This is a genomic window from Bradyrhizobium mercantei (assembly GCF_001982635.1).
Classification (GTDB): Bacteria; Pseudomonadota; Alphaproteobacteria; order Rhizobiales; family Xanthobacteraceae; genus Bradyrhizobium; species Bradyrhizobium mercantei.
Map to the genome: position 1 here is coordinate 46,547 of NZ_MKFI01000012.1, position 15,373 is coordinate 61,919.

Here is a 15,373-nt window from a genome sequence, read left to right on the forward strand (position 1 = left end):
CACGATGATCTCGAAATACTTCATCGAGAGGCCGGTCCTCTCCAACGTCATCGCGATCCTGATGATCCTGATCGGCGGCGTGGCGCTGTACAATCTCGCGGTCGCGCAATACCCCGACGTGGTGCCGCCGACCGTTCAGGTGACGACGCGCTACCCCGGCGCCTCGGCCAAGACGGTGGCCGATACCGTGGCGCTGCCGATCGAACAGCAGGTCAATGGTGTCGAGAACATGCTCTACATGCAGTCAAATAGCGGCGCCGACGGCACCTATACGCTCACGGTCACGTTCAAGATCGGAACAGACCTCAACTTCGCACAGGTGCTGGTGCAGAACCGGGTGTCGGCCGCGCTGTCGCAACTGCCGCAGGCGGTGCAGGACCAGGGCGTCACGGTCCAGAAGAACTCGACCTCGATCCTGCTGTTCGTGACGCTGACCTCGCCGAACAAGACCTATGACAGTCTGTTCCTCTCCAACTACGCCACCATCAATATTCGCGACGAGCTTTCGCGGCTGCCTGGCGTCGGCAACGTCACGGTGTTCGGCGCCGGACAGTATTCGATGCGGGTGTGGCTCGATCCCGACAAGCTGCAGGCGCGAGGGCTTGTGCCGCAGGATGTGATCCAGGCGATCCAGCAGCAGAGCCAGCAGGTCACCGCGGGCCAGGTCGGCGCCCCACCGACGCCGGCCGGCCAGTCCTTCCAATACACACTCAACGTCAACGGCCGTCTCGACGATGCGAGCCAGTTCGAAAGTATCATCGTCAAGAGCGGCAACAATGGCGACGTGACGCGGGTGCGCGACGTCGGCCGGGTCGAGCTCGGCGCACAGACCTACAGCCAGGTCTTCTCGCTCGACAACAAGCCCGCCATCGGCATCGGCGTGTTTCAGACGCCGGGCGCCAACGCGCTGGAGGTCGAGAAGGCGGTCGAGGGGAAGATGGCGGAGCTGGCGAAGGCGTTTCCGCGCGACGTCAGATATGACACGCCGTTCGACACGACCAAGTTCGTCAACGGCTCCATTATCGAGGTCTACAAGACCCTTATCGAAGCGGGCCTGCTGGTGCTGGTGGTGATCCTGGTGTTCCTGCAGGACTGGCGTGCGATGCTGGTGCCGGCAACCACCGTACCGGTCACCATCATCGGTGCGTTCGCCGCGATGGCGGCGCTCGGCTTTACCATCAACCTGTCGACCTTGTTTGCGATCGTGCTCGCAATCGGCATTGTGGTCGATGACGCGATCGTCGTGGTCGAGGGCGCGGCGCAAAATATCGAGCGCGGCATGTCCAGCCATGACGCCGCGATCAAGGCGATGGACGCATTGTTCGCGCCGATCGTCGGCATCACGTTGGTCCTGATCTCGGTGTTCCTGCCGGCGGCTTTCCTGCCGGGGCTGACCGGGCGGATGTACGCGCAGTTCGCGCTGGTGATCGCTGCGACCGCGCTGCTCAGCGCGGTGAATGCCGCGACGCTGAAGCCGACGCAATGCGCCTTGTGGCTGCACCGTCCGGTGCCGCCAGAACGGCGCAACATCTTCTACCGAGGTTTCAACGCCGTCTATGACCGCCTGGAGCGCAGCTATGCCAGGTTGATCGGAAGCATCGTCCGGCACGCCGGCACCTCGGTCCTGATCGCGCTGATCCTGATCGCGCTCGCCGGCTATGGCCTGTCGCGGATACCGACCGGCTTCATTCCGATCGAGGACCAGGGGTATCTCCTCGCCGCCGTGCAACTGCCTGACGGCGCCGCGCTCGACCGCACCCAGCGCGTGCTCGACCAAGTCACCGAGATCGCCAGGAAAACGCCCGGCGTCAAGAACGTGGTCTCCATCGCCGGCATCTCCGCACTCGACAACTCGTCGAGCCTTGCCAATGCCGGCGTCGCCTATCTGATCCTGAAGGACTGGGACTCGCGCGGGCCCGGCGAGGACCTCCGCTCGCTGGTCATCGGGCTCAACGAGAAGCTTGCGGCGCTTCCAGAAGCGCGGATCCTGGTGATCCCGCCGCCGCCGATTCAAGGCATCGGCAATGCCGCAGGCTTTGCCATGCAGGTCGAACTGCGCGACGGCACCGCCGACTATAGCAAGCTGCAAGCGGTCACCGGCACGGTCGTCGCCGATGCGCAGACGCAGAGCGCGCTGCAGCGCGTCTCGTCGCCGTTCCGCTCGATGGTGCCGCAGTTCGACGTCGAGGTCGACCGCGTCAAGTGTCAGACACTGCATGTCACCCCCGACCAGGTCTTCTCGACGCTGTCATCCTATCTCGGCGCGAGCTTCGTCAATCAGTTCACCAAGTTCGGCCGCACCTTCCAGGTCTACGCCCAGGCGGATTCCAAATTCCGTCTGACCGCGCGCGACATCGACAACATGATGGTGCGCAACAGCGATGGCGACATGATTCCGATTGGGACGGTGGCGACGGTCACGCCGTCGGTGGGGCCCTCGCTGATCAGCCTCTACAACCTCTATCCGTCCGCAACCATCATCGGCCTGCCGGCGCCCGGTTACAGCTCTGGCCAGTCGATGGCGCTGATGGAACAAATCGCCGCCAGGACGCTGCCGCCGGGCACCGGCTATGACTGGACTGCGATGTCGTACCAGGAGAAGGCGGTCGGCGGGCAGATATACATCGTGTTCGGCCTCGCGCTGCTGCTGGTCTATCTCGTGCTCGCCGGACAATACGAGAGCTGGTATGCGCCGATCTCGGTCATATTGGCCGTGCCGCTATCGCTGCTTGGGCCGATGCTCGTGCTCTCGGGCCTGCGGATCGACAACAATCTTTACACCCAGATCGGCATCATTCTGCTGATCGCGCTGTCGGCGAAGAACGCGATCCTGATCGTCGAAGTGGCGCTCGAGCATCACGTGCGCGACCGCAAGTCGCTGATCGAGTCGGCGGTCGCTGCGGCCCGCGCCCGCTTCCGGCCCATCCTGATGACGGCCTTTGCCTTCATTCTGGGCGTGGTGCCACTGGTGCTTGCGACCGGAGCCGGCGCCAGCGCCCGCAAGTCGATCGGCATCACGGTGTTCTCGGGCATGATCGCCTCGACCTGTCTGGCCGTACTGTTCGTACCGGCGTTCTTCGTCGTGGTCCAGCGTTTCGCGAATTGGCGAGAAGCCCGGAAAGCCAAGGCGATGGAACCGCACAGGAGCATCTTATGAGAGCGGCAGTTTTGGAGGTCCTCGGCCGAGCCGAAGTGTGCCGCGGCTCGAACCGGACATCGAAAGATTTTATGAGTGCGCGCGCTAGTTCACCACCTGACGCCGCTCATCCGGGGTCAGCTTCTTCAACTGCTCCGCGTTCAACTGGCCGTCGCCGATCAACTGGAAGGCGCTGTTCGGGTCGTACTGGCTTTGCTTGTCGTTGCCGCGCCGCTTCTGGTCATCGCCGCCATCGCCGCCGCCATAGCCGAGCACTTCGACGATGATGACGGAAGGCTGATCGTTCGTCCGCGGTGGCGGCACGGCGGCCTGCTTGGCAGAGGCGCCGGCCGTGTTCGAGGCCTCGCTCAGGGCGCCCATGTTGGGTGCCTGAACCACCGGCACGCCGATCACGCCGCCCTGCGCCTGGATGTTGGCCGCGTTGACGATGTGCAGTGCCGCGATGTTGACGAAGCTCGACGCGCGGATGCCGGCCTCGCCGGCATCGACGGTGCCGAGCGGCGCGATCAGGTCGACGGTGCCGCGCGGCACCTCCGGGATCGGTTGCAGCGTCGCGATGCCGGCGCCGCTGGACGGCGTCACCGGCGATATCGTGATGTTGCCGTAGCCGTCGTAGGTGCGCTTCGGCGGCGTATAGATCACTGTCGTCTTGGCGCCACGGCCGGCGTTGATGTCGCCCTCCGCCGACCAGATCACGATGTTGCCGCCGAACGTGGTCATGATGCGCGACAGGCCCATCAGAACGCTGTTCTGCGAATAGATCTGGATGTTGCCCGCGCCTTGCGTGATGAGACCCGCATCGGCGCCCGGCAGCAGTCCTTCGGTCCCGATCGTGACACCGCCGCCCGGCGTCAGGAACTGGATGTCGCCGCCGAAATCGGTGTGAACGAAGCCGCTTTGGATCTTGTAGTTCGCCGCGCCCGGCGTGCCGGAGGCCGCGGTGAACATCGTGATGTCGCCGCGATAGGCGGCATCGTTCGGGAACAACGCGGCGATCGCTTCACGGCCCCGCAAATAGGAGCCTGGACGCGGGCCGCTGGCATCGTTGTACTCGCGCCCGCCCGCGGTCAGCTCGGCGTAGTAGACCTGCCGCAGGAAGACGCGCTGCTGTTCCGCCGGCAACGTGAAGAAGTAACCGAGCGCATCGGCCTTGGCACCGCTATAACCGAAGCGCGCCGTCAGCCAGTCGTAGAGCTCATCCCCATAGGTCTTCGCCACCTTGCCGTGCTGGTCGGCGAGCGGCCCGGCGCCCGCGAGATTGTCCGGATCGAGATAGAGCCTGGCAAAGCCGGTCCAGTCGACCTGTCCGACGCCGATCTCGCCCGCGCCGACGCCGGCTTGCATGACCACGTTGGCGCCGGGCCGCTTGTCGCCGGCGGCCAGCGCTCCGATGCTTTCGACCGTCGCGATCGATCCCTGATAGATGTTCCTGGCCGCCGTGATTTCGAGCGTGCCGGGGCCGGTGATCGTCAGGCCACCCTTCGGGTTGGTATTGAACCCCGGCCAACCAGCATAGATGACGCTGCCGCCGGCCGCGATGGTGGACACATCATCGGCATCGCCGTGCAGGATCAGCCCCTTGGTGTTGACGATGTCGCCGCCCGCGAGCATTCGCAGCGCGCCTGCGGCCTGATAATAGTCAGTGCTGACGGCAACGCCGCCAATGGTCCGCATCGCCGTGATGATCTGCCCATAGGTGATGCCGGCGATATCGCCACTCACCGCATAGATGCGTGCCGGTTCGACCTGGTCCAGCACGGCCTTGTCCTTCACCGTATTTGCATCGAAGGCGAACAGATATCCGCCTGCATTGTAGGAGTAGACCGGGCTCCCGCCGATTTGATCGTTCACGGCGGCATAATCGCCCCAATAATTGGAGGCGGTCACGGCCAGTCCGTACTGGTTGGAGTTCAAGATCGCCCAGGCAGGCCGGAATGGTGTCGCGAGAGACGACGTCGACGTCATCAACTGACCCATTGCGGGGCTACCGCCGAAGATCGATCCTTGCGCCAGCACCTCGAGCACGCTGCCCGGTGACGGCAGCAACATCCCGCCGCCCGCATTGTAGATGTTGCCGTTGGCCGCGATCGCCCGCATGACCGGCGGCAGGAACCGGGAGATATCGGGCGCAGTGCCCGACGCCAGCGAACCGCCCGCGGCGAATTCGTTGACTGCCGTCGTCCCTGTCCACAACGTGAACCAGCTCGCACCGTCGCCGGTCGTGCTGCCGTTGCCGGCGGCCGTCAAGCCGGTGACGCCGGCTCGGCCCGGATCGAGAATGGTTCCCACGGCCAGATCGCCACGTGCACGAACGTTGATCACGCTGTCGCCCGGCACGAAATCCCCGCCGTCGAGCGTGGTCATCGAATAGGTCGTGAGCGGATTGATCGGCCGCGGATCCGCCCCGGCATCAGTGCGAGTATTCGTCGCCGTCATGCTGCCGAAGTCCCCGGTCGCGATATCCATCGCGCCGCGCAGGTTCACGAATTGATTGCCGCCGGTGCCGACATTGCCCGCCTTCACCGACAGCGTGCCGCCGCCCGTTTGCACCAGGCTGCCATCGCCCATCACACGGCCGCTGCCGCCGACGGCGATGATCAGTCCGCGACCTGCGCCCCCCACCGTGCCGCCCGCCTGCAGCGTGACATTGCCGCCGCCGAGCGTGCCGAGACCGGCGAAGGCGGAGAGGTTCAAGGCCAATTGGTTGTCGCCGAGCGACGGATTGAACGTATAGCTGCCGAAGTTGATGCCCCAGGCAGTGTATTGGCCGATTTCCGTACCGCCCTGGCGCCACAGCCAGGTTCCGATCTCGGTTGCGCGCGTCGTCAGGGTCCCCTTGACGTCGCCTTGTGCGACAAGCAGGAAATCACCGCCATGCTCCGGATAGTACATTCGCTGCGAGCCCAGCGTCGATTCATAGTCGGCGTTCGCCGCACCGAGCAACGTGCCATCGAAGAACTTGCCCCGGCTGATGTTGTAGGGGTCGTTCTGCGCCGTCCCGGTCTCCCTGATTGCCGTGCCGGCCGTGTAGACGCCGAAGGGCGTCTGCTGATCGTAGTTGCCGCCGGCCAGGATCTCGAGGTCACCGGTGCCGGTGCGCACGACGCTGACGCCCGGCGTCGTCGGCTTGTTGGTGGTGACATTGAACGGGTTGTTCAGCACCACATTGCCGGATCCAGCGAGGCTGTCGGCCGTCTGCAGCGCGCGACCGTCCGCGCTGGCAAGATCGGCGCCACCGACGAGCCGCATCGACCAGGATTGCATCTGCGGCGCGAGCATCGGCGCGATCGCCCAGATCTTGTTATCGCCAGGCCCGGTCAGCGTGACCTGCATGTTCTGCGGAAGCACGAAGCCAACCGGAACGGCGATGTTCTGATTGAACGTATAATCGGCAAACAGGGAATGATCCGTCAGCGGCGGCAGCGTGAAACCCTTGACGTAGAGCGCAAGCGTGCCGTTGATCAGCTGCCGGTCGAAATAGGCGCCCTTCGTGATCGTGGTCCCGATCGGCCAGAGCTCGCCTCGCTTGATCGCCGCCGTCGCCGGGTTGCTCGCATCGTGCAGGACCGTGCCGTCGGGCGCGATGATCTTGCCGCCCTTCAGGGTCGCCAACGTGGTCGGCGCTCCCGAGCCGAGCTTGTATGGCTGGATCAGAACGACGGCGATCGGTGTCGGATTCGCCGCCAAGGGCGTCACGCCAATCTTGGTGTTGTCTCCGAACGTCAGTGTCAGATTGATCTTCCCGGCCGTGCGCGGCAGCACCGATCCCGCGAGAATCACAGCACCTTGCGACGTGACAACATAGTTGGATGTCAGCGGGCCATTGGCCATGTTGAGCAGCGTCTTTCGCGAATCCGGCGAATCCGGCGGCGGTGCGAAGCCGTCCGTGATGCTGCCGTTGATCTTGAAATCGCCGGCGGCACGGACGACGACCACGCCCGGCTCGCCGGAGCCGCGCACGGCGGGATCGGCGCTCGGTCCGTAGCGATAGCCGGAGAAATCGAGGTCGCCCCTTGTCGACAGATCGCCGTTCGACTTGATCGCCAGGCCCGGCCGCAGATGGAAGGCGGAGCCGTAGGCCGCGAGCCCGGCAAGGCGGTTCTGCAAACCGCCGTTCTGGAGCGCAGCGTTGATGAACGCCGCGCTGTTGGCATTGAGGCCATCGAGGTAGGCCTGATCAATGATGCTGCCGCCGGGAAGATCGTAGGTGCGGAAGGCATTCATCGCGATGCTGCGGGCACCGCTTATTTTGAGCGGGCCGCGGGCGTCGATCGCGATATCGTTAGCGCCCGCGCCATCGCCGCCGGTGCCGCCGCGGCGCGGCGCATTGAGCTCGAGTTTGCCGCGAGCCGCGCCGTCCGGCGACGTCATATCGATGGTTGCGCCCGCCGCCAGCGTCATGGTGCCCTTCGTCGTGGTCAGTTCGACATGCGCGGTGTTGTCGGCTTCGATCGCCGCGCCATAGCTATCGGTCTGCAGCACGCTGCCATGAACATCGAGCACGGCATTCGAGGTGAGCCAGAGATCGTCGCGCGCAGACAGGCGGACGGTACCGGGCTTCGCGCCGCTCGCATCGATCCTGCCGGCGACAGTGAGGCTGCCCTGGTCGACCGAGACCGTCACGGTGCTCGCCTTGACGCCGTCGCCGATGACGAGGCTGCCCTGGCGGAGATCGAAGCTGCGGGCGCTGAAGAAACCGGCATCGTTGAGCTTGGCATTCAACGCGGCAAAATCGCCGAAATTTTGCGCCGCGACCGTGAACTGCCCACTATCGTAGTCGCCCGTCGACGATCCCTCGAGCGTGCCGCCGAACGCAACCTGTCCATGCGCGGCATCGATCGCCTTGGCCGCGATCGTGCCGGCCGCGTTGTTCACGGCCGAGACATCGATCAGCGACCCTGCATTCTGGATGATATTGCCGTTGGCCGAGTTCAGGATGAGATCGCCGCCCCAGCTGAATTTGGTGACATCGAAGAAAGCGATGCTGCGACCCGACAGGTCGAGCACTGCGTTTCCGCCGAGCACGAGGTCGTGCGTGGCATTGAGCGTCAGCTTGCCGGACGGCAGAGCGAATGCGGTATCGACCAAGACGCTGTCGCCGGAGAAAGCGAGCGTCCCGCCGAGATCCGTCACGCCAAGCGTATCCGCAGGCGCACTCCCAGCCGGCGTGACCAGACGCAAGGCTGCACCCGCGGCGACATCGAGCTTCGCGCCGTTGCTTGCCGTGATCAGCGGGGTCGCGATGGTGAGAACCCCGCCCTGAAGGACGCCGTTGCTGCCTTGACTGAGGCCGACCTTCAGCGTGCCGTCGCTGTTCGATGTGATGCGTTTGGCCGCCGTCAGGGTGACGTCCGAGAACCCAAGCACGAGACGGTTCAGCGTCGCGCCATCGGTCGGCTTGCTCAGCGACGCGTCGTAGCCGAACAGAATCTCGTTGGCCGTGATCGCGAGATGCCCCAGTCCGGTGCCGGGTCCCCCCGGCAAGACAGCGGCCGGCGCCTGGCTGCCGTACGGGCTTGACGCGGTGCCGCTTCCGCTGCGGATGCCGTTCCAGACCAGCGTATCGGCGGTGACGCTCGCGGTGTCGCTGGCCGTGCCAAGACCATAGATCGCCGGCGTGTTGAGAACGAACTTCAGCGCGCCGGAGGAACCGGCGCCCTGGCGCGTGGCGTCCAGGTCGACACTGCCGATCATATTGAAGGCGCGGCTCGCCGTGATGATCAGTTGTTCAAGCGCGGGGCTGCCGGCGGTCGTCGACGGCCGCAGCAGCTTGTCGAGCACGCTTTGCGTGAGATTCCACCCTGACGGCAGTTGGCCCGCGGCCTGCGCCGCAGCAAGCGCGGCCTCGGTGCCGACATTGACCTGCTCCTGCGTGACATTGAGGTAGCGCGCCGCGAAGTTCACGTCACCCATCGTGAGCCCGCCCGGCGCGGCAAGCACGACACTCCCATCCGTCAGCAGCGAAGCGCCGCTCGCGATGCTGATCTTTCCCGGCCCGACCGCATCCAGGAACTGGAACCAGCCGTTGGCAACCGCGAGCACGGCCGGGCTGCCGGCGGGCGATGCCGTCGAATAGGGAGCGATGTTGCCATAGACATAGCCGAGCGTGGAATCGATGACGTTCCCGCTCAATCCGCGCGTATCGATCGTCGCCCCACCCGCCATGTTGACTGCCGCGCCGACCAGGAACACCTGGCCCGCGCGAATGGTGGCCCCATCGAGCAGGTTGACGGCCGCGGTCGAGGCGCCGCTAAAATAGATCTTGGCACCATCCCCGGGCCCCTCCGAGAAGAAGGTGCTCGAGCCGCCCAGCAGCAATGTCGGCGCCTTGAAGGCATTGATATCGTCACTCGACACCGACGTATGCCCGGCAATGGCCGCGGCCCCCGGCGCGGTGATGTCGAGCACGGCAGGCCCCGACGACGTGTTCGACGGTGTGATGATCAGCGTGCCGTCGACGCCGCCTTTGGCGCCATCGAACAATGCGGTGCCTGCGAAGGACAGTGATTTGCCGCCGCCGACCGGCGTGAGAAGGCTGATCTGAAGCACCTTGCCGTCTTCCGGCAGGCGGGGCCGGAAGCCGCCGAACGTGGCCGCCTGCGCGCGCTCGAAATCCGCATAGCCGGTCTCGTTGTATTGCGAATAAAGCCGCGTGGTCTGCCCCGAGGTGATGATCACCCGCGTCGGCAGCGTGTCCTTGATCCCGGTGTTGGCAACGCCGAGAAAGCCCGATGTGACGATGGAGCCATTGCCCGCGGCCACGGGCGCCATCACGGCGGTTCCGGTCGCTCCAAGCTCGACGCGATAACCACCGGGGACCAGCGCATAGCTCGAAGGCAGCAGCGTATAGGTCCCGGCCGGGACTCCCGGCACGCCGGAGGGAAGCGTGATCTGCTGGCCGATCGCCGGATCGCCGGCGCCATTGGTGGCGATCACCGGCGCGTAGTTGGCGGCGGTACCGGGCACGATCGCATAGACCTTGTTGCCGGCGGCGCTGTAGTTGTTGACCGGATTGGCATTGACGAGCGCCGTCTTCAGCACATCGACCGAGCCGCCGCGGCCGGAGACGAAGCCCGCGCCGGTGAGCGTGCCGCCGCCGGTGAGATCGAGCACGGCCCCCGCCTCACCGACGACTGAAACGGCACTGATCGAAACGCCGCTCGCGATCAACGTGTTACCTGCGTGATCGTCATAAGAGGCGCCCGCCAGATTGCGCAGCGTGCCATCCGCACCTTGGTAGGTGATGCCGTCCGAAGTCCCGCCAAACGGCATGGTCAGGCCGGCCGCGCTCGCGGAGGTGATGCTGCCGCCGCGGAAGATGACACGCGAGCTGGAGGGCGCGTCATTGGCGATGCCTTGGTTGTAGTTGTTGAACCAGATGCGCCCCAGCGGCGCACGAACAACGCCACCCTGGTCGATGTTGGCTGCAACGAAGATCAGATCACCGAAGACCGAAGCCGGAACCGCCGGCGTTGCATCGTCATTGCGGCGGATGATGAGACTGGCGTCGGGATCGTAGGCGGAAAATATGCCGTTTGGGCGGAGCCCGACCGTGATGGTCGCAACTGCGCTGCTCAACGGATAGATCTGGTCCGCGGTCAGGGCGAGATTTTCAACGTCGAGCCCGCCGGTGCCGAACCGGATGTCGCCATTGCTCTGCAGCGTGACCTGATGAAAGCCGCGGGCATCGAATGGAATGCTTTTGGGACGCCCAAGATCGACGTCGCCACTGCCCTGCACACCGGTCGCGCCGAACTGCACATTGCCGTAGAGGTCGATCAGATCGCCTGAAACCGTGAAACTGCCGCCGGCCGCCGGGTTGCGGACGCGAAGGTTGTTGATTCCGGGGGAATACCCCACCTGCGCCTGCGCCTTTGCCGCGTCGTATACGCCGTCAAAACGCACATAGGGCGCAGACAGATGGATTGTGCCGCTGGATGTGCCGGGCGCCGCGGCGATGACGCCGCTGGAAAGGTGAAGACTACGTGACAAGCTGAGATCGACATTGCCGTCAAACAGCAGAAGATCGCGCGTGTAGAGCGAAAGCGAACCAAAGCTGCCCTTCGCGATCTGGTCGACGCCGATGACCGTCCGTCCGTATTGCAAAGCCGGATCGGCCTCGCCGGGCAACAGATCGGCGCTCAGGCCGCTGCCCGCGGCGCGTTGCACCAGCGTGATATCACGCGATCTCTGGAACGCCTCGGGCAGATCGCCGGCGGCGTAAGGCGAGTGCGCGTCGGGCTGCCCCACAACATAGCCGCGCGACGACATGGTCAGGCTCAGCGAGCCGCCGGACGCGCCGCTGCCGCCGGCGGCCGCACGCAAGGTGCCGTCGAGCACGATGCCGAAGCTCGAATAAAGCGAGATCGCCCCGCCGTCGCTTGCGGCGGGCGTCGGGACATAAGCCTTGCCATTCTGGACATCGACCACCGCCGAAGTACCGGACGCATCGATCAGCGCGCCCGGGCGAACGATCACGAACGCATCGCTGATAACGGGATAGCCGTCTGCATCGAGCGCGCCCGTGCCGCCGATCCGGACCGAGCCGCCGTCGGGTATGGCCGCATAGGAGAGCCCGCGGTCGTCGCGCCCCACCGCGTCGCGGGCCGAAACATCGAGCACCGCGTCATCGCCGATCCAGAACGAACGCGTCAGGCCGAATTCGCCGTAGCCCATATTGTAGCGGGTGTCGCCGGGGGCATCCTGCAAGCTCGTGATCAGGATGTTGCCTGCCGGCGCCGTGATCGCACCCTCGATGACCGTCTGGCGATTGGCGTAGATCGAGACCGAGCGCCCGGGATCGACATTGATCGACGCGCCCTTCGCCAGCGTGAAATCATGCAGGCTCCAGAACGTCACGTCGGCGCCGACGCGCTGCGTGGCACTCTGCTTGAAGGAATCGATCGTGAACCTGGGTGGCGTCCAGAGCTCCGCGGCATCCGCGACGAGGCTGCCGCTCGGCGCGGAGTAGCTGTTCTGGATGAAGCGATAGACCGGCACCACGGCATCCACGCGCGTGCCTTCGCCGATCTGGATGCCGGTGTTGCTGCTGATGTTGTAGGCCGTGAAGCCGGACTGGAAGAGCGCGGGATCGAGCACCAGCGCATCGGCCACGGCTTCGCCGATCGCGATCTCCTGGCCCGCGTTCAGCGTCAGCGTGCCGCCGCCGGCGAAGCCATACGCGCGGATCGTGCCGTCGAGAACGAGCGGGTTGGTGAAGAACTGAGTCCAGACCAGATGCGAATAGTCATTGGCCACGAGGCCGACATTGCCGCCCTTGCCGCCCTTGGTTTTGCCGGTCGCCAGGATCGCACCACCTGACGACACGTCGATCAGCGAGCCGCCCGCAAGCGTGACGCCGCCGGTCGTCGAAACGGTGAAGTTGCCGCCATCGACATGCGCCTGGCCGGACACGTCGGTTCCGGTCAGCGCGTTGCTCCACAACCCGCTGAGATCAACGGTGACGTTCTGGCCGATCGTCATCTGCGACTTGCCGTCCGCGTCGCGAAGCGCCCACCATTGCTCGTTCTGCCCCTGGCCGAACACGGCATGCATGAGATTGGTCAGCGTCACGCTGCCACCATGCGTCGTGACGTTTGCGCCGATCTCGACATGCGGCGCCGTGAAGGTCACCTGCGCGCCGGGGGCAAGCTCGAGCGGCGCCTCGACGACGATTTCCTTGCTGCTCGCAATGTTGAGACCGCCCAGCCTGGCGGCATTGAGCGCGTCCGAATTGAACAGTGCGGTCCCGATGCGATCGTCAGGCAAGACCGACGTGACGTTCAGCGCATCTGATATCTCAGGCGTCCGGCCGAACACCACGCGCGCAGCGGAGGCATCGGTGAGGCCAAGCCCCGAATAGCCACCGAGCGCGAGCTTGCCCTGGAGTGGCGCGACATTCTGAGACAGCTTGTAGCCGTCGGTGGTGCCGACCGGCCGGGCCGTCGTCTGGCGTGAGCCGGTGACGACGTCAGCAACGATGTCGGCTTCGAAGACCGACGTCGGCGTCGACAGGATGAGAGAGCCGGCGTCGCGGCCGATGGTGTAGCCGTCCTCCCAGCGGCGCGTCAGGCGGCCGTTGCCGAACGGGCTGGTCCAGATTTCGGTCAGGTTCGGCGCAACCTTGCCGCCGAGCTTGTGCTCGCGAATGAATCCCCCGCCAAAGCCGTAGAACTGCATGTCGGCGCGTGCCTGACCGACACTGTAGAGACGGCCGTCCGCGCCGAGCAAATTGGTGGTCTGGATGTAGCCGCCTTGATAGCTGACCGAACCGCCGGAGACGTCGAACACCGCTCCCTTCTGCGCGACGACTTCCTGCGCCGACAGCGTGACGGTGCCGCCAATCGCGGCCCATTCGCCGATCCGGTGGGCGGTATTGGCGAGATATCCGGAAACCTCGAGCAGGCCGCCCGGCGTATAGTAGCGGTCCGTCGCATAGCCGCCGGTGCCCGCCGGGACCAGCACCAGGTCGCGCGCGTCGATCCAGACATCGGCGTTCTTCAGCGCGTCCTGGTCGCGATTGACCGGCGAGTCGCGCAGCTCATTGCCCTGCACGTTGATCAGGAGGTTGTTGGCCGACATCGGCAGCAGCACGCCGCGCACGCCCGAGACGTCGATGATCGATCCGCTCTCGGCGAAAACACGGCGACCGGCACTGACCGAGACCTGGCCGCCCTGCGCCTGCGTGACCGAACCGTCCTTGAATATCACATCGCCGCCGCTGACGACCTCGATACGCCCCTGATCGAGCCGGTCGGAGAGCCGGGAAAGGTTGTCGAACTGGGCGTTGGCGACCGGCACATGAGCGAACGCGCTGGAATCGGCGACCAGCTGGCTGCGCTGGCTGTCGAGCGCAGTGTCGGTGCTGTCGAGCTCGGGCAGGATCGCGGTCAGGCTGCCGCCGCCGAGCGTGATGCTGCCCGCAGCATCGGAGGCTGCGTTCAGGAGATGGATGGTGCCGCGGGTATTGACCGAGGTGGTGGCGACCAGCACGCCGTCCTGGCTGATGCTGCGGCCCGCGAGCGTGATGTCGCCCTGCTGGGCGAAGATCAGGCCCGAGTTGCCGACGGCGGCGATCGCGTCGCGGACGATCGGCGAGATTTCATTGCCGCGCGTGGTCGAAGCCTGGTTGGCGTCGGTGCTGTAGCCCGGCCGCAGCAGAAAGTCGTTGCCGGCGGCGAGTTGCACCTGGCCGCGCGGCGCGCTGATCGAGCCGGCATTGCTGACCTCGGTTCCCATCAGCAGCACGAAGCCGCCGCCCTGCGTCACCGAGGACGGCGCGCTGGTCGAGATCAACGCACCGGCCTCGACCTTCACGGCGCCACGGGCATCGGTGAAGCTCGGCACGTACTGGCCGCTCGCCTGCGGCGAGTAGATGCCGTTGCTGAGGAACTGGGTGTCGGTGATGCCGGCGGTCGAGGCGATCAGCGAGCCGACGTTCACCTGGCTCGCGCCGCCGAAGATGATGCCGTTCTGGTTGATCACATAGACCGCGCCGTCGGCCTTGATGTTGCCGAGGATCTGGCTCGGCGCCGTGCTGCCGACCACGCGGTTGAGCGCCACCCAATTCGCATTGCCCTGCTGGTCGTAGGTCAGCGTGGTGCGCGCGCCGACGTTGAACGAATTCCAGTTGAGGATCGCCTGCGCCCTGGTCTGCTGGATGCCGACCTGGGTCTGACCGGCGGCATCGACCGCCTGCGTCGGCGCATTCGCCCCCTGCCATCCCGGCGCCACCTGCAGGCCGCCGGGCGCGAGGCCGTTGGGGACGGCGACCTGCGGCAGCGTCACCGAACGCTGCGAGGCCTGCGCGGAGCTGCGCGCCGCACTCTGCAAGGCCTGCATCGCCTGGATGGCGCGCGTGGCCCGCGCCATCGCATCCTGGCCCTGCTTGGCGGCCGCCGCCGCATCCTGTGCGGTCGATTGCGACGCTGCCATCGCTGCGGCCGACGGTGACGCGGTCCCGGCCGATCCGAACGGGCGCGCGGCCACCGGCGCATTGGCAAGGAGCGCCGCGACGCTGACGCTGCCGAACAACGCGGCGCGAACGGACGCGCGGGACAAAGACCTGGAGAAGCCGGGAGCCATGGAATCGCTTTCTTGCGCGGGCGACGCGGAGCCGAATATTCGTGTCCCGGCGCCAGCACCGGGACCCTTGCGGCTGTGACGATCCCGAATGGGTCGACCCGCACGCCGGACTCGCACTTTTTTCGTAACCCG

2 protein-coding genes are annotated in these 15,373 nt (G+C 65.7%); one reads left to right on the forward strand and one right to left on the reverse strand.

Annotated elements, in window-relative coordinates; all coding sequences use genetic code 11:
- The first annotated feature begins 4 nt into the window (after positions 1 to 4).
- Positions 5 to 3,157 (forward strand): efflux RND transporter permease subunit, encoded by a 3,153-nt coding sequence (locus BI327_RS38380; RefSeq protein ID WP_076866827.1) that lies wholly within the window; start codon positions 5 to 7, stop codon positions 3,155 to 3,157.
- An 84-nt stretch (positions 3,158 to 3,241) separates the two neighbouring features.
- Here the strand turns inward: BI327_RS38380 and BI327_RS38385 are convergent, their stop codons facing one another.
- Positions 3,242 to 15,241, reverse strand: coding sequence for a filamentous haemagglutinin family protein (locus tag BI327_RS38385; protein WP_076866829.1), 12,000 nt, complete (start codon positions 15,239 to 15,241; stop codon positions 3,242 to 3,244).
- Between the last annotated feature and the right edge of the window lie 132 nt (positions 15,242 to 15,373).